This is a genomic window from Streptomyces albicerus (genome assembly GCF_008905045.1).
Taxonomy (GTDB): Bacteria; Actinomycetota; Actinomycetes; order Streptomycetales; family Streptomycetaceae; genus Streptomyces; species Streptomyces albicerus.
Genome location: NZ_VWMY01000028.1, coordinates 1 through 15,768 on the forward strand (window position 1 = coordinate 1; position 15,768 = coordinate 15,768).

At 70.1% G+C, this 15,768-nt stretch carries 15 protein-coding genes and 2 pseudogenes; 6 read left to right on the forward strand and 11 right to left on the reverse strand.

Annotated features, from left to right (window positions below; all coding sequences use genetic code 11):
* Together GAS53_RS25265 and GAS53_RS25270 are read right to left on the reverse strand one after the other, a co-directional pair.
* Window positions 1-982: serine/threonine-protein kinase (locus GAS53_RS25265; RefSeq protein ID WP_151479994.1), on the reverse strand; the 982-nt coding region annotated here is incomplete at its 3' end.
* Window positions 983-1,195: 213 nt separating this feature from the next.
* The gene (locus GAS53_RS25270) at window positions 1,196-2,026 is read right to left on the reverse strand and encodes a VOC family protein (protein ID WP_151479995.1); all 831 of its coding nucleotides are present in this window, start codon (window positions 2,024-2,026) and stop codon (window positions 1,196-1,198) included.
* A gap of 124 nt (window positions 2,027-2,150) precedes the next feature.
* On the opposite strand from GAS53_RS25270, the gene GAS53_RS25275 reads away from it, so the two are divergent.
* Complete coding sequence (locus GAS53_RS25275) at window positions 2,151-2,798, forward strand: TetR family transcriptional regulator (protein ID WP_151479996.1); 648 nt, start codon at window positions 2,151-2,153, stop codon at window positions 2,796-2,798.
* 149 nt (window positions 2,799-2,947) lie between these two features.
* Here the strand turns inward: GAS53_RS25275 and GAS53_RS25280 are convergent, their stop codons facing one another.
* Together GAS53_RS25280 and GAS53_RS25285 are read right to left on the reverse strand one after the other, a co-directional pair.
* Window positions 2,948-3,415, reverse strand: coding sequence for a nitroreductase family deazaflavin-dependent oxidoreductase (locus tag GAS53_RS25280; protein ID WP_225859080.1), 468 nt, complete (start codon window positions 3,413-3,415; stop codon window positions 2,948-2,950).
* Window positions 3,416-3,495: 80 nt separating this feature from the next.
* The gene (locus tag GAS53_RS25285; RefSeq protein WP_151479998.1) at window positions 3,496-4,686 is read right to left on the reverse strand and encodes an acyl-CoA dehydrogenase family protein; all 1,191 of its coding nucleotides are present in this window, start codon (window positions 4,684-4,686) and stop codon (window positions 3,496-3,498) included.
* A gap of 212 nt (window positions 4,687-4,898) precedes the next feature.
* Between GAS53_RS25285 and GAS53_RS25290 the strand changes: the two genes are divergently transcribed.
* Complete coding sequence (locus tag GAS53_RS25290; protein ID WP_151479999.1) at window positions 4,899-6,071, forward strand: thiolase C-terminal domain-containing protein; 1,173 nt, start codon at window positions 4,899-4,901, stop codon at window positions 6,069-6,071.
* A 185-nt stretch (window positions 6,072-6,256) separates the two neighbouring features.
* Here the strand turns inward: GAS53_RS25290 and GAS53_RS25295 are convergent, their stop codons facing one another.
* Both GAS53_RS25295 and GAS53_RS25300 read right to left on the reverse strand, forming a co-directional pair.
* Complete coding sequence (locus tag GAS53_RS25295) at window positions 6,257-6,880, reverse strand: dihydrofolate reductase family protein (RefSeq protein ID WP_192583273.1); 624 nt, start codon at window positions 6,878-6,880, stop codon at window positions 6,257-6,259.
* A 481-nt stretch (window positions 6,881-7,361) separates the two neighbouring features.
* Window positions 7,362-7,829 (reverse strand): annotated as a pseudogene (locus GAS53_RS25300) (hypothetical protein); the annotation flags it as partial.
* Between the two features lie 294 nt (window positions 7,830-8,123).
* Here GAS53_RS25300 and GAS53_RS25305 point away from each other — a divergent pair.
* Window positions 8,124-8,549, forward strand: a complete 426-nt coding sequence (locus tag GAS53_RS25305) for a pyridoxamine 5'-phosphate oxidase family protein (protein WP_151480001.1) — start codon at window positions 8,124-8,126, stop codon at window positions 8,547-8,549.
* Between the two features lie 75 nt (window positions 8,550-8,624).
* Window positions 8,625-9,293: a pyridoxine/pyridoxamine 5'-phosphate oxidase gene (locus GAS53_RS25310; RefSeq protein ID WP_151480002.1), complete on the forward strand. Its 669-nt coding sequence runs from the start codon at window positions 8,625-8,627 to the stop codon at window positions 9,291-9,293.
* Here the strand turns inward: GAS53_RS25310 and GAS53_RS58415 are convergent.
* From GAS53_RS58415 to GAS53_RS25330, 5 genes and pseudogenes are all read right to left on the reverse strand, one after another.
* Window positions 9,271-9,447, reverse strand: a pseudogene (locus GAS53_RS58415) (GNAT family N-acetyltransferase); the annotation flags it as partial. The gene GAS53_RS25310 and the pseudogene GAS53_RS58415 sit on opposite strands and share 23 nt — an antisense overlap.
* Before the next feature lie 296 nt (window positions 9,448-9,743).
* Window positions 9,744-10,346 carry a GNAT family N-acetyltransferase gene (locus tag GAS53_RS25315; RefSeq protein WP_151480003.1) on the reverse strand — a complete coding sequence of 201 codons (603 nt, stop codon included), beginning with the start codon at window positions 10,344-10,346 and terminating at the stop codon, window positions 9,744-9,746.
* Between the two features lie 58 nt (window positions 10,347-10,404).
* Entirely contained in the window at window positions 10,405-10,866 is a 462-nt protein-coding gene (locus GAS53_RS25320) for a Zn-ribbon domain-containing OB-fold protein (protein ID WP_151480004.1), read from the reverse strand.
* Window positions 10,866-11,315 carry a DoxX family protein gene (locus GAS53_RS25325; protein ID WP_151480005.1) on the reverse strand — a complete coding sequence of 150 codons (450 nt, stop codon included), beginning with the start codon at window positions 11,313-11,315 and terminating at the stop codon, window positions 10,866-10,868. Before GAS53_RS25325 ends, GAS53_RS25320 begins: the two co-directional genes overlap by 1 nt.
* A gap of 126 nt (window positions 11,316-11,441) precedes the next feature.
* The gene (locus GAS53_RS25330) at window positions 11,442-12,959 is read right to left on the reverse strand and encodes an AAA family ATPase (RefSeq protein ID WP_151480111.1); all 1,518 of its coding nucleotides are present in this window, start codon (window positions 12,957-12,959) and stop codon (window positions 11,442-11,444) included.
* Between the two features lie 88 nt (window positions 12,960-13,047).
* Between GAS53_RS25330 and pglX the strand changes: the two genes are divergently transcribed.
* On the forward strand, window positions 13,048-14,379 hold the full coding sequence (gene pglX / locus GAS53_RS25335; protein ID WP_151480006.1) for a BREX-2 system adenine-specific DNA-methyltransferase PglX: 1,332 nt from the start codon (window positions 13,048-13,050) through the stop codon (window positions 14,377-14,379).
* Window positions 14,380-14,531: 152 nt separating this feature from the next.
* The gene (locus tag GAS53_RS25340) at window positions 14,532-15,746 is read left to right on the forward strand and encodes a flavin-containing monooxygenase (RefSeq protein ID WP_151480007.1); all 1,215 of its coding nucleotides are present in this window, start codon (window positions 14,532-14,534) and stop codon (window positions 15,744-15,746) included.
* Window positions 15,747-15,768 lie beyond the last annotated feature (22 nt).

Consider the following 15,768-nt stretch of genomic DNA (forward strand, 5'->3'; position numbering starts at 1 on the left):
CGGGAGGCGGGTCGTGCGGCGGCGGGGGCGGCACCGCGGGCGCGCCCCGTCCGCCGCTGCGGCCGGCGGACGGCTTCGCCGCCGGACGGCCGCCGCGGCGCGCCTCGATCAGGCCCACCGCCCGCTCGGGCAGCCAGGCGGACGCCGTACCGCTGTCGTCCGAGCCGGAGCCGAAGAGGTGGGGCGCGAGCTGGGCCTGGAGGTCGGCGGGGTTGGGACGGGCCGTCGCCTCCATCTGCATGCAGGACTCGATCAGCGGGATCAGCTCGTCCGGGAGGCCTTCGAGGTCCGGGCCCTCCCTGAGCAGCATGAAGACGGTCTCGACGGGGTTCGCGCCGTGGAAGGGCGCGTGGCCGGTTGCGGCGAACACGAGCATCGAGCCGAGCGAGAAGACGTCACTCGCGCCGGTCACGCTGCGGGAGTCCTTCGCCTGCTCGGGCGACATGTAGGCGGGGGTGCCGACGGCGACGTTGGTCATCGTCAGACGTGTGTTCGACACTCCGGAGGCGATACCGAAGTCGATGACGCGCGGCCCGTCCTCGACGACGAGGACGTTCGAGGGCTTCAGGTCGCGGTGGACGAGACCGGCGCCGTGGATCGACTGCAGCGCCTCGGCGACGCCCGCCGCGAGCCAGCGGACGGCCTGGGCCGGGAGGGGCCCGCACTCGGTCACTATCTCTTCGAGGGAGGGCGCGGGCACGTAGGCGGTGGCCAGCCACGGCACGGCGGCGCGCGCGTCGGCGTCGACCACGGCTGCCGTGTAGAAGCCGGAGACGGCCCGGGCCGCCTCGACCTCGCGTGAGAAGCGGACCCGGAACAGCTGGTCCTCGGCGAGTTCCGTCCTGACCGTCTTGATCGCCACGCGCCGGCCGGACGCCGAGCGCGCGAGATAGACCAGCCCCATGCCGCCGGCACCCAGCCGTCCCAGCACCTCGAACGGCCCGATCCGCCTCGGATCGTGCTGTGTCAGCTGATCCACCACTTGCCTGCCACCTCCCCGTACGCGGCTGCGCTTCCAGCCACCGCTCCAGCCACTGCGCAGCGTCTCACCACCGAACCGTTCCGGCGGCACGCACCCCCGATTCTTCCTGGCCGGGGCTCCGGTTGCGAACCCAGGGACGAAACGGGATGTCTCATAATTCTTCAGGGCAAAAGACCCGCGTCCGCCTTGCTTTTCGGCGCCTTTCAGGGCTTTTCAGCGCTGCAGCACCGCGAAGGACGCCCCTTGATTGTCGGTGACGACGGCCACGCGCCCGTACGAGGTGTCGAAGGGCGACGCCTGGATCCGGCCGCCGAGCCGCAGCACCGTACCGAGCACGGCCTCGCAGTCCTCCACGCCGAAGTGGACGAGGAAGTGCGGCGGCATCTCGGCCGGGAAGACGTCGGAGACCGGAGCCCGGCCGAAGTCGCGGGTCGTGCCGGGACCGAAGAGGGCGTCGTGGAAGAGGTCGGCGTAGAAGGAGTCGGCGACCGCTGTGTCCCGCGCGTACAGCTCCACCCAGCAGAAGGAACCCCGCTCGTGCCGCTTGCCGAAGCCGGGGTGCGTACCGCCCTCCCAGAGCCCGAAGACCGCTCCCTCGGGGTCTGCGGCGAGCGCGGTCGTGCCATGCGAACCCACCGGCACGGGTGTCGTGATCACCTGACCGCCCGCCTCCCGGATGCGGCCGGCCAGGTCGGCGGCGTCCGGGGTGGCGAAGTAGACCGTCCACACGGTGGGCATGCGGCCGTCCCGCTTGGGCACGAGGGCCGCCACGGGCTCCCCGCCGAGGTGCGCCCGTACGGCATGCGGGGAGGATACGGAGACCGCGTACGCCCCCTCGGTCTCCCTCTTCCCCTCCTCCCCCTCCTTTCCCTCTTTCCCCTTCTCCTCCTTCTGCTCCTTCTGCTCCTTCTCCTCGAAGGGCTCGAAGGTCCATCCGAAGAGCTCGCCGTAGAAGCGCTTGCCCGCCTCGACGTCCGGGAGCTGGGCGTCGACCCAGCAGGGGACGCCCTCGGCGAAAGCGGCAGAGCCTTCAGATCCAGCCATGTGGCCAAGCTAACGGCCTTTCACGCATCCCGCAGAGCGGGCGGCACCCTTTCCCCGCAGGCCCGCGCACCCCATTTGCAGTCGGCCGAATCGCGCTCCGATCACCCCTCGGTAAGCTGACGGCATGACAGGACAAGTGCGTACCGTCGACGGCCGTGTGGCCGGTCGACGCGGGCAGGCGACGCGGCAGAAGCTGCTCGACTGCCTCAGCGAGATGCTCAGCTCCTCGCCCTACCGCGACGTCAAAGTCATCGACGTCGCGCGGAAGGCGGGCACTTCACCGGCGACCTTCTATCAGTACTTCCCGGACGTCGAGGGCGCCGTCCTGGAGATCGCCGAGCAAATGGCGGCGGAGGGCGCCGGGTTGACCGAGTTGCTCGAAGGCCGTTCCTGGGTCGGCAAGGCCGGCTGGCAGACCGCGCAGGAACTCGTGGACGGCTTCCTCGAGTTCTGGCGCAAAAACGATGCGATCCTGCGGGTCGTCGACCTGGGCGCCGCCGAGGGCGACAAACGCTTCTACAAGATCCGTATGAAGATCCTGAACTCCGTGAACAACTCCCTCACGGACACGGTCAAGGAGCTTCAGGCCAAGGGCAGGGTCGACAAGGACGTCAGCCCGGCGGCGATGGCGGGTTCCCTCGTGGCGATGCTCGCGGCGGTGGCCTCGCACCAGAAGGGCTTCCAGACGTGGGGCGTGAAGCAGGCTGAACTGAAGCCGAACCTCGCCCTGTTGGTGCATCTGGGTGTGACGGGCAAGAAGCCGACCAAGTAGTACGCCACGTTTTCGGGCACAAGTCCTGTCACACAGGCGGCAGTTCACTTCGGTGGGCTGCCGCCTGTCGCGTTCCTGGTTCGCGTTCCCGGTTCGCGTTTCTGGTTCGCGTTTCTGGTTCGCGTTTCTGGTTCGTTCTCCCGGTTCGTTCAGCGCCGTACGATCCGGAAGAGCCGGATCTCACGGCTGACCCGGGACTGGTACGTCGCGTACGGCGGCCAGAACTCCAGCAGTGCCTTCCACACCGTGTCCCGTTCCTCGCCCCGCAGGAGATGGGCGGTGACGGGGATGTCCTTGCCCTTCCAGCTGATCTCGGCGTCGGGGTGGGCGAGAAGGTTGGCGGTCCAGGCGGGATGGTCGGTCCGCCCGAAGTTGGACCCGATGAGGATCCAGCTCCCGGCCACCTCCCCCGCGCCTTCCTCCGGCATGCAGGCGAGGGGCGTACGCCGGGGCAGCCCGCTCTTCGCGCCGCGTGCCGTGAGGATGACGCCGGGCAGCATCTGGGCGCTGAGCAGGACTTTTCCACGGGTCAGCCGGTGCACTGCGCGGTCCAGGGCGGGGATGACGTGGGGCGCGATCTTCGCGAAGCCACGCGTCGAGGACACCTTCTGCACCATCCGGACTCCTGGGAGCCGTGAGGGCCGCGGGGACTTCGAGGACCGGGGGGACTTCGGGGGCTGCGGGGATCGCGGGGCCATCAGACCGCCACCTCCCCGCCGCCGAACAGCCGTGCCGCGTCCGCCGCGTACGCCCGCAGCCGGTGCACCGGACCGAAGAGCAGTTCGTCGCCGGCGGCCCGCTTGAAGTACAGATGCGCCTCGTGCTCCCAGGTGAAGCCGATCCCGCCGTGCAGCTGAACGGCCTCCGAGGCGGTGGTGCGCAGCGCCTCCAGGGCTTGGGCCAACGCGAGCCCGCCCGCCTGCTCCTCGCCGGCTGCGGTCGCCCAGGCCGCGTAGTACGCGGCGGAACGCGCCGCCTGGACCTGTACGTACAAGTCGGCCAGCCGGTGCTTCACCGCCTGGAACGACCCGATCGCGCGCCCGAACTGCTCGCGCTGCTTGACGTATTCGACGGTCCGCTCCAGTACGCGGTCGGCGGCACCGACGGCCTCCGTGGCGAGCACGGCGGCGGCCGAGTCCCCCACGGCGGCGAGCGCACCCGTCACATCGGCATCGACGGACTCGTCATCGTCGCCCAGCAACTCGGCTTCCACATCCCGGAACTGGAGACGGGCCAGCGACCGGGTCTCGTCGAGGGAGGTCTGCCGTACCCGAGTCGCTCCTGCCTCCACCAGAAAGAGGAGGGTGCGCGACCGGGCGAAGCCACCGGTGTGCGCGGCCACGACCAGCAGTCCCGCGCTGTGTCCGCCGAGCACCTGGTCGGCCTGCCCGTAGAGCCGCCACGCACCATCGACTCGGCGCGCCTGTACGCCTCCTGCCCGGCCTCCGCCCGCCCAGTCACCGCTGTTGTCGCCGGTCAGTCCGAGGGCGGTGGTCAGGCCCGGGCCCGACACCGCGAGCGCGGCGGTGAGTTCGCCGGAGGCGATGCGGGGCAGCAGCGCGGCACGCTGGTCCGCACTCCCCAGGGCGAGCACGAGAGGTGCGCTCAGCACGGCCGTCGCGAGGAGCGGCGAAGGGGCAAGGACTCGCCCCAACTCCTCGCTCGCGAGGGCGAGTTCCGTGACCGAGCAGCCGACTCCCCCGTACGCCTCGGGGAGCGCGAGACCGGGCAGTCCGAGCTGCCGCGCGAGGGCTTCCCAGAGGGCGGGATCGTACCCGTCCGCGTTCCGTGCGGCGGCCCTGACCTCCTCCGGGCCGCAGCGTTTGAGGAGCAGCTCACGGAGGGTGCGGCGGATCTCGTCCTGTTCCGCGGTGAAGGTGGCGTCCATCGGCGGGCTCCTCCCCGGCCGGTTCTCCGGCCCCAGGCCCTCGGTCCTGGTCCTCCGGTTCCCGGCTCCCAGATCTGACGGGCCGTCATGCTAGAGCGGCGATCAGCAGATGCACAGGGCTACGACGCCTCCCGCACTTCTTCCGATCTGATGTACCGTCAGATTCCATGAGTCCGACTCGAACCGCTCGAACCGCTCGAACTGTTCGGACCGTGGGGTCAGGGAACCGCAAGGTGGCCGTCGTCGGCGTGTCCCTCTCCGACTGCGGCCGCGTGGACGAGGCGACGCCGTACGCGCTCCACGCCCAGGCGGCCCGCCGGGCGCTGGCCGACTCGGGCCTGGACCGGACGGTGATCGACGGCTTCGCGTCGGCGGGCCTGGGCACGCTGGCGCCGGTCGAGGTGGCCGAGTATCTGGGCCTGCGGCCCACCTGGGTCGACTCCACCTCCGTCGGGGGCTCCACCTGGGAGGTCATGGCGGCCCACGCCGCGGACGCGATCGCCGCCGGGCATGCGAACGCGGTCCTGCTGGTGTACGGGTCCACCGCCCGCGCGGACATCAAGGCGGGCCGTCGTACGGGCAACCTGTCGTTCGGTGCGCGCGGACCCCTGCAGTTCGAGGTCCCTTACGGCCACACGCTGATCGCCAAGTACGCCATGGCCGCGCGCCGCCACATGCACGAATACGGCACCACACTCGAGCAGTTGGCGTCGGTGGCGGTGCAGGCGCGGGCGAACGCCGCGCTGAATCCGGACGCGATGTTCCGGGACCCGATCACGGTCGACGACGTCCTGTCGGGCCCGATGATCGCGGACCCCTTCACCAAACTGCACTGCTGCATCCGCTCCGACGGCGGCGCGGCGGTTCTGCTGGCGGCCGAGGAGTACGTACGCGACTGCCGTACGGCTCCCGTCTGGGTCCTCGGCACCGGGGAGCACGTCTCGCACACGACGATGTCCGAGTGGGCGGACTTCACGGTGTCGCCGGCGGCGGTGAGCGGGCGGATCGCCTTCGAGCGGGCGGGAGTCCGGCCGGAGGAGGTCGACTTCGCCGAGATCTATGACGCCTTCACGTACATGACCCTCGTGACGCTGGAGGATCTCGGTTTCTGCGGGAAGGGCGAGGGGGGCGCGTTCGTGGAGAAGGGCCGGTTGAGGGTGGCGGGCGGGGAGCTGCCGGTGAACACGGACGGGGGTGGGCTGTCGGCCCAGCACCCCGGTATGCGAGGGCTGTTCCTGCTGGTGGAGGCGGTACGGCAGCTGCGCGGGGAGGCCGACGAACGACAGGTGCACAGGCCTGACGGCCGGCTCCCGGAGCTGGCGGTGGCCTCGGGGACGGGTGGGTGGTTCTGCTCGTCGGGCACGGTGGTGTTGGGACGGGGCTGAGGGGGTGGGGTCCGGGGGTGCGTGTTCGGCTGCGGGTGGGTGGGGGCTTGTCGCGCAGTTCCCCGCGCCCCTGAGGTGGATGGGGGTTCGGGGTGATGTGCCGAGTGCGGACCGGATGTGGCTGAGCGCGCAGTTCCCCGCGCCCCTTACGGGGCCCGGCCCAACACCATACGAACCGGCCGGCCCTACTGCTCGTCCTGCGGCAAGTGGGTCTTGGCCTCGTCGTAGCCGGCGACGGCGTCGCCGGCGGGCGGGTCGGCCGGAGCGTAGACCAGGCTCATCACACCGGTCTGGAACGTCTCGGAAGAGATCAGCTTCAGCGCAATCGCGGTCTCGCCCTCGTCGAACAGCCGCATACCCTTGCGCACGGCGATCGGGTGCACCAGCAGATGCAGCTCGTCCAACAGCCCGGCGGCCAGCAACTGCCGGACGACCGAGACCGAGCCGCTGAGGGAGATGATCCCGCCGGGCTCGTTCTTCAGCGCGGTGACGGTTTCGACGAAGTCGCCCTCGAACTGCTCCGAGTTCCGCCAGGTGAACTCGAGCTTCTGGTTCGACAGGACGATCTTGCGGACGTCACCGAGCTGCTTGGCGAAGACGGCGTCCTCACCGCCGGCGGCCTCCCGCTCAGGCCAAGCCCCGGCGAAGCTGTCATACGTCTTGCGGCCGAAGAGCATGGTGTCGGCAGAGCCGAGAGTCGCACCGACGGCGGCGCCCATCTCGTCGTTGAAGTACGGGAAGTGCCACTGGTCGGGCGCCTCCACGACGCCGTCGAGCGAGATGAACATGCCTGCGACAATCTTCCTCATGATGTTTCTCCAAGATCCAAGAGAGCTGATCGGTGAACTGTCGTCTGCTTAGACCACGGGAGCTGGAGAAACTAATCGGCGGCGCCACCGCTGTCGAGGGAAGTCGCGGCCTTTGACACCTCGGTTCAGTCGGTCATGATCCGACCGCGAGGGGCACGGGAGTGAGGACACGGTTCGGCAGGCTTGTCGGTGTCGGTGCCGGTGTCTGTACCGGCTCCGAAGCCGGGACCGGGGCCGAAGCCGCCCGGCGCCGGCACGACGACGCCTTCCGGGCGGTGTTCCGGCAGGCGGCAGCGGAGCCGATGGCGCGGTTCCCGCCGGCGAGGCCGTGCCGATGCCGACCGTTCCCGCTCAAACCGATCAGCGGGCGCACCGAGGACCTGCCCACCGAAGGCCGCCCGACGGTCACACACCGGGAGCTTCCGCGGACGCCCGACACCATCGCCACCCGCACCCGCACCCGCACCTGCGGCTGCGGCTGCGGCTGCGGCTGCGCCGGGATGGACACAGCCCGGCCGCCCGCGAAGACGAACAGCCGCAGCACCAGGAAGCGCCCGATCCCGGCGAGCCCGGAGGCGCTGAGGTAGACGATCTGCTCCGTGAGCAGCCCCGGCGACGACTGCACGAGGTGCAGGACCAGCATCGCGAGGGAGGTCACCGCGTAGGCGGCCGTGGCCGAACCGGCGGACTGCCAGTGCTGACGCCAGCCGGCCCGCTTCCCGGTGCCGAAGGTGAAGAGCGCGTGCAGCTCCGTACAGAGGATGGTCGACGCGACGGTGATCACCGCGTTCGCCATCACCCAGGGCATCACCCCGGCCAGCAGCGCCACGGCGCCGCTGGAGAGGAGCCCGATGCCGCCGCCGCACACCACGAACCGGACGAAGGAGGCGAACGGCCCGGGAGTGGCCTCGCCCGCCGTCTCCGGCTTCGACGCGAGCTGCGACTTCATGGGGGTTTTCCTTCCGGGCGGCGGGGCCGTGAACCTCTGCGATCAACTGGGTTCAACCATGCCGCCGTTCGCTCGTCCCAACGAGAGAGCCCGCCCCCGAACCCATGGTGGGGCCAGCTCCACCATGGGACGGGGGGTTCGCCCGCTGAGCAGCACAAATGCCTCCCGTACCACCGCGTACCGCTGATGGGCCTACGCCCCCCATGCGATCCACGGAGTACGGAATACGGTGTGGGACAGAGCACGCTGATACCGGAAGAGACACATACCGCCCGCACTCCGGAGGAGCCCCGCATGGCCCTGAACCGTGAAGAACGCGAGCAATTCTTCGCCGAGCCGCACGTCGCCGCGCTCGCCGTGGACGCCGGCGCAGACCGCGCCCCGCTCACCGTGCCGGTCTGGTACCAGTACGAGCCCGACGGCATCGTATGGATCCTGACCGGGCTCGACTCCCGCAAGAACAAGCTGATCAGCACGGCGGGCCGGTTCTCCCTGATGGTCGACCGGCTCGAACCCACGATCCGGTACGTGTCGGTCGAGGGACCGGTCATCGACACGACCCCCGCCACCCGCGAGAAGCTCCACGAGCTCTCGGCCCGCTACCTCCCGGCCGACAAGGTCGACGGCTATGTCGACTTCGCCTGGAAGGAACACGGCGAACAGGTGATCATCCGCATGCGCCCCGAGCACTGGCTCTCGTCCGACCTCGGGTCGATCTGACCTCGGTCCGACCTCGTTCCGGTCCGAGGCGGGGCCCGCTTCGGTCCGACGCGAGGCCCGCGTGACAATCGGGGCATGAGTGCCGACGCATCCTCCGAGTTCGTCCGGCTGCTGAGGTCCCAGCGGGTCTGGGACACCGAGCTGCCCCGCTTCGCCCCGGACACGGCCCCCGCGGAGCCACTGCCGCTCTTCGAGCGGTGGTTCGCGGAGGCCGTGGCCGCCGGGCAGACCGAGCCGCACACGATGTCCCTGGCCACGGCGGACGCGGACGGCCGTCCCGACGTACGGACCGTCATGCTGCACGACGCCGACGAGCAGGGCTGGCACTTCGCCTCGCACGCGGGCAGCCGGAAGGGACAGCAGCTGGCGGCCCGCCCGTACGCGGCACTCGGCTTCTACTGGCCCGCGCAGGGCCGGCAGATCCGCGTACGCGGCCGGGTGGCCGTCGCCCCGCCCGAGGTCGCCCACGCCGACCTGCACGCCCGATCCACCGGCGCGCTCGCCTCCGCGCTGGTGGGCCACCAGAGCGAAGTCCTGGACTCCTACGAGGAGTTGGAGCGAGCCTCGGACGCGGCCTGGGACCGCGCCCAGCGCGAGCCGGACGCACCCGTGCCGTCATGGACGGTGTACGTACTGGCCCCGGACGAGGTGGAGTTCTTCCAGGGAGACGCGCGCCGACGGCACGTACGGCTCACCTACCGCCGTACACAGGACACTTGGCTCAGGGAGCTGTTGTGGCCGTAGCCGCAGGCGCAGCCGGGGCCGCCGTCCGGAACGTGTACGTGGCGAAGTCCCGTACCGGCCGGTACCCGATCCGCTGATACAACCCGTTGCTGACCGGATTGGCGAGGTCGGTGAAGAGCACCACCTCGTCGGCACCCGCGGCCAGTGAGGTCCGCCAGCCACGCGAAGTGGGGCGGCTCCTCCCCGTACGCCGTCGTGCCGCGCGTGCGCAGCGCGTTCGCGATCATCAGCTGCACGGTGTGCAGGGCGGGTTCCGACCGCAGGAAGCCTTCGGCCCGCTCCAGGAAGATCCCGAGCTCGTCGGTGAACCGCCAGTCGTACGCAGCAGTGGCCATGCCCCATGCTCCCTCCTGCCCTCGCCCCCGCGCCTCCCCTTTACCGGGGCCGCCACCGCCACCGCCACCGGCACTTCGAGGCGTCACGGGATCACGGGCTCACGGGATCACGGGATCACGGGATCACGGGCTCCGCGTCCGTGGCGATCCGGGCGTGCAGATGCACATCCCGGAACGCGTCCTGCCGCCCCGCCTCGAACATCGCCCCGCGCAAGGTCCCCTCGTACGGGAACCCGCACCGCTCGGCGATCCGGCACGACGCGTCATGACCGAGCGCGTGCCCCAACTCCAGCCGGTGCAGGCCGAGTTCGGCGAAGGCCCAGCGCGCGGTCAGCGCGAGCGCGCGGGTGGCGACCCGGCGGCCGCGCGCCTCGGGCAGCACCCAGTAGCCGACCCGGGCGACCCGTATGACGTGGTCGATGTCGTTGATCCCGATGTGCCCGAGCGTCACGCCGCTCCCCGCGTCGGTGACACAGAAGGAGGCCCCGACCCCTTCCCCGGCCGCCTTGGCCCGCGCCCGCAGCGACTGCCGTGCGTCGTCCCGGTCCTCGACGAGCTTGAGCGGCGTGTTCCACCGCTGGAAATCCGGGTCGTTGCACCCCCGCAGCCACGCCTCGACATCCGTCTCGTCCTCCGCGTCCCAGGGCCGGAGCCACAGACCGTGTCCGTGGAGTTCGGGGAAGGGGAGGGCGGCGTAGGACTCGTACAAGTCGGTCATCGACCCATTGAACAACGGGGACCGGGAGGGCAGGACGCGAGGCCTCCCCGGACAGGCCCTAGGAGGCAGCGGGCCGGAACACGGGAACCGTGACCGCGTCCTCCGCTCCCTCTCGGTCCTCCGCTCCTTCTCCGCCCGCCACTCCTTCTCCGCCCGTCACGCGGAAGGCGACCTCCAACCCCATCCCCACCTTCAGCGCCCCCTCCGCGCAGTCCACCACCTCGGTCATCATCCGCGGCCCCTCCGCCAGATCGACGACGGCGGCGACGTACGGCGTGCGGGACCCGAAGGGCGGCAGGTCGTTCCGGTGGACGACGGACCAGGTGTAGAGCGTGGCGCGGCCGCTCGCACACTCCCAGGTGACGTCCTCGCTCCAGCAGTGCGGGCAGAACTCCCGGGGGTAGTGGTGGGCGCGCCCGCACGCTCCGCACCGCCGCAGGAGCAGGTGCCCCGCGGCGGCGGCAGCCCAGTACGGGCGCGTGAAGGCGTCGACCTCGGGCACATCGAATCGGGCCGCCATCAGAAGAACCCCAGCGCGCTGTCCAGCGACCACGTCTGCCACGACATCCCGAAGAGGGCCACCAGGGAGATCAGCGCCATCATCGCGTTCTGCCCCTGCTCGGCCCAGTCGTGGATCATCAGCACGAGGTAGAGGAGGTTGAGGAGCAGTCCGCCGGCCAGGGCGATCGGGGTCAGGAAGCCCACGACCAGGCCGAGCCCGAGGGCGAGCTCCGCGTACACGACGACGTACGCCATCGTGCGCGGCCGCGGCGCGACCACCACGTCGAAGCCGCTGCGCACGGCGTTCCACCGGTGCTTCGCCGCGACGTCCGCCGCCCACGCGATCCCGGTCCCCCGCTCGAACCAGCCCTTCTTGTCCTTGTGCCGCCAGCTCTCCAGCCACCACAGCCCGAGGCCGATACGGAGCACGGCGACCCATTCCGCCCCGGTGAGCCAGATCGTGTCCATGGCCTCGTGTCCCTCCCGCAGTACGCGAATCTGACGGTACGTCAGTTCAGCGGATGGAAGAGGCCCCGCGCAAGAGATGCGCAGCCAAGAACTCTCCCTTCAGGCACGGCACGTCTCCAGCGAGCCCTAAAGCAGGACCCCGGTCGGCATCGCCCGCCCGTACAGTTCCTCAAGGCCCACCAGCAGCACGTCACCTCGCGCGGTTTCGGCGCGCAGCGCGTCGGTGAAGCCTGCGGCACTGAAACACGCCAGCCCGCAGCGCGTGGTGTCCATTCCCCTGCCGGCGAGCAGTTCCCTGGCCCTGCCGAGCCGCTCCAGATGACCGACCCCCATGACGGTCCCCCATTTCACCTCGCCGAGCAGAGCAACCGACGGCCTGCTCGCCCCGGACCCCGGTTCGACCACCGCCACGTCGATCTGAATCTGCCGACGCTCCTTGGGGTCGGTCACCACACCGCCGCCTACTTCGCCCAGGGACGTACTGAGCAGGGACCGCCCTGGTCCGAGCACGTATTCACGGCACATGGCCTCGAAGTGAGGCCCAGCCACCTGCGCGGCGAAACGCTCCGCCGCCTGCCCCCACACCTCCGCGGCCTGACCGCTCTCCAGTCGCGCCCAGGAGGGACGCATGACGGCCTCATAGAAGTTGATCAGCGGTTCGGTGATGCGGTACTGCGACTTCCCGGCACGGAAGACATCCAATTCCCGCATCAGCAGGTGACTGTCCTCCAAGACGTTGAGCGGATGCGAGATGTCGACCGATTTGCGGCCGATGTAACCCGCGATGCCGCCGCGCGTCGTATTGCCCTGCGCCACGGCGGCCAGAACCGAGTGGTACAGCGCGGTGTCGCGAATGTCCGCTTCCTCGGCAAGCAGGTACCGCGCTTCACGGAAGAGGGGGCTGAACGGCGAGAGGACCGTGCGACAGATCCAGTCGTCGAAGTCGCGGAGGCTCGCGGGAACATCGTCCGCCAGGAACTGACGACGGTATGCGGGCGTACCCCCGACAACGGCATGCAGCCGGGCGGCGAGCGCCGGGTCGGTAACGCTCCAGAAGTCCGCAGCCGCCCGATACCCGAAGGGCCGAACGACGAGTTCCAGCTGCGCCCGGCCTCGCAGGGGCGCCGTACTGGCCAGAAGACCACCCATGACGGACATCGCCGAACCACACAGGAGCAGCCTCATTCGGCTCTCCTCCACCTGGAAGCGGTCGATCTCGCGCTGGATGAGCGACGGGAGTTCCGGAGCGACTTTGACCAGGTAGGGGAACTCGTCGATGACCACGAGAAACGGGGCGTCCGGCGTCGACCCCGCCGAGGCGCCTCTCTTCCCGTGGGCGGCCAGCCCGAAGAGATAGGAGACGGCGTCGTCCCAGGTGGCGAAGGAGAAAGCCACTGGGGAACCTACGTGTTCGGCCAGGGCGGCACTGAACTGACGAAGGGACTCCGCCTCGGTTCCCGCCGTGGCGGAGAAGTAGAAGCCTCCACACCGCTCGACGAGCGCCCGCAGGAGATAGGTCTTACCCATGCGCCGCCTACCACTGACGATGCCGAGCATGGCGTGCGGCAAGGGGCGGCTCACAAAGGCGGTGAGCCCGTCCCATTCGGCGCCGCGGTCGTAGACGCGCGACGGCTTGCCGGGCATTGCCTGATGCTGCACGATCACTCCTTAGGAATAAACCCCTAAGGAGTGTACCCCTAAGGAGCCTCAAGGCTGTCATGGCAGGACAGTCATGATCGCTATCCCGAGAGTCGCCACTCCCAGGAATGCCCCTCCCCCCGCCGCGAGCGCGAGCGCCGTCCCCTCACCCAGCGCCCAGAACACGCCAGCGGCAGCACTGCCGGCGAAGTGGGAGCTCGCCGACACGAACACCCGGATCACCGATCAGCTCCTCGCGTCGGCCGAGCGGCGGTGGCTCTCGCTCAAGTCACGGATGATCGCGATCCAGGAGGAACTCGACTGGAAGGTGTACGCCCTCTACGACCTGATCTCCGACAGCGAAGAGCTGACCGCCCCGCTGGAGGCTGTGCCCGAGGCCGCTCTGGGCGAGCGGGCCTTCGAGATCGCGCTGGCCAGGAGAGTCGAGGCAGGCGAGGCGCAGACGGCATGGTTCGACCGCCACGCGACGGCACCTGTGACCGACATCCCCGAGCACTGGCCCTGGGCATACCGAGACCTGGTAAAACGCCGCATGAAAGCCATCCAGGAGAACGCCTCGCTGGCGTTGCTGGAGCAGCCCGAGTACAAACGCCGCTGGTCCACTCCCCCCTGGGACGCCATGGTCCGCGACATCCTGCACGAACGCCTGCTCCACCACTGCGAGTCGTCCCGGCTGTGGTGTGAAACATTCCCGGGGGGACGACGCCCCGTCGCCCGGACGGTTCGGGAACTGGCCGAACTTCTGGGAAAGGACGAGGACTTCACCGAACTGGCGGCGCTCTACGCCCCCCGGGCAGGCACAGCCGAGGTCCTTCTGGAACTCCTCGCCGATGAGCACGTGCCTCAGGCGGCGCCCCTGCGGTACAAGACGTCGGGCCTGCGCAAACGGCAGCGGTGGGAAGAGCTGTGGGAGGCCCAGCGCCAGGACGACAGAAGAGGGCTCGGCGACTCCGACGTACGCCACCCGATCCCGTCGCGCTTCACGCCCGTGGACTTCTTCAGGCCGTCGTACTGGAAACAGCGCGGCAAGTTCGACATCCCCAACGAGCGTTTCATCTCGTTCGGGTCATCCGTCTCGCCTTTGTCACCCACAACGCCGATCGGCTGGGCGGGCTGGAATGCCCACGAGCGAGCACTGGTGATCTGCGACCTCCTCGAAGCCGACTCCCACGCGCATGCGCATCGCCCGGAGTCCGCTCTGCCGTTGCTCACGGCGTTCGCCGAGGTCCTCCCGTGGGCCGCCGCCCCCGCCCACGAACTCGCGCCCACCACGCCATCGGACGACGGCGAGGCCCTTCGGCGCACCTACGAGCAGCACCTCACCCGGCTGGGCCTGTCGACCAGGGACGTGAGCTCCTGGCGCCCTCCCGCGCCAAGACGAGGCAGGCCACGCAAGGGCGCATAGCGCGCGCCCTTCGCGCACCTCCCCGACCTCACACGTTCCGTGAGACCTACGCCACGAGTTCCACACACCCCTCCTACAGCCGTGATCTATTCGCAACCGATTCCCGGCTTGACCGAGACCCATCAAGTGACTACGTGAATACGCTCTGGCACATGGCCGACTCGAATGCCGACTCCACACCGTCCGCGGATCCCGCCGTACCGACGCACCCCGACCGCCCCGTGTACGTCATCGGGGGCGGCCCGGGTGGCCTCGCGGCGGCGTACGCCCTGCGCGCACAGGGCGTACGGGCCGTCGTGCTCGAGAAGTCCGACCGCGTCGGGGCGTCCTGGCGGCGGCACTACGACCGGCTGCGGCTGCACACCACGCGGCGGCTGTCCGGGCTGCCGGGCCTCGCGATGCCGCGCTCCTTCGGGCGGTGGGTGTCGCGCGACAACGTGGTGCGGTACCTGGAGAAGTACGCCGAGTACCACGAACTGGAGATCGTCACGGGTGTCGAGGTCTCCCGCGTGGAGCCCTCGGCCGACGGGAACGGGTGGCTGCTGCACGCCACCGGCGGACGCGAACTGACCGGCAGCGCGGTCGTCGTCGCCACCGGCTACAACCACACGCCGCACGTGCCGGAGTGGCCCGGCCGGGACGCGTACAAGGGCGAACTCCTGCACGCCGGCGAATACCGCGACCCGGCCCCCTACGCCGGCCGCGACGTCCTCGTCGTCGGCGTCGGCAACACGGGCGCCGAGATCGCCGTCGACCTCATCGAGGGCGGCGCCTCGCGCGTACGGCTCTCGGTGCGGACCGCGCCGCACATCGTGCGCCGGTCCACCGCGGGCTGGGCGGCCCAGTACACCGGCGTCCTGGTACGCCGCCTGCCCGTCGGCCTCGTCGACCGGCTCGCCAGGCCCCTGGCCAAGGTCAGCGTGCCGGACCTGTCGGCCCACGGTCTGCCCCGCCCCGACACCGGCCTGTACTCCCGGGTGACTGAGGGCGCCATTCCGGTGCAGGACGTCGGCCTGATCGACGCCGTTCGCAAGGGGCGCGTCGAGATCGTGGCCGCCGTGGAGGCTTTCGAGGACGGCAAGGTCGTCCTGGCCGACGGCACCCGCGTCGAGCCGGACGCCGTCATCGCCGCCACGGGCTATGCCCGCGCCTTGGAGGGCCTGGTCGGCCATCTCGACGTCCTGGACACACGCGGCAGGCCGATCGTGCACGGCGCCCGCACTCCGGACAACGCCCCGGGCCTCTATTTCACTGGCTACGCCAACCCCATCAGCGGCATGCTCCGGGAACTGGCGATCGACGCGGTGAAGATCGCGAAAGTCATCGCCAGGGACGGCGGACGACAGGTCACCCGACTCCCTGCTTGACGACGGTCTCCGGACCCCCGTC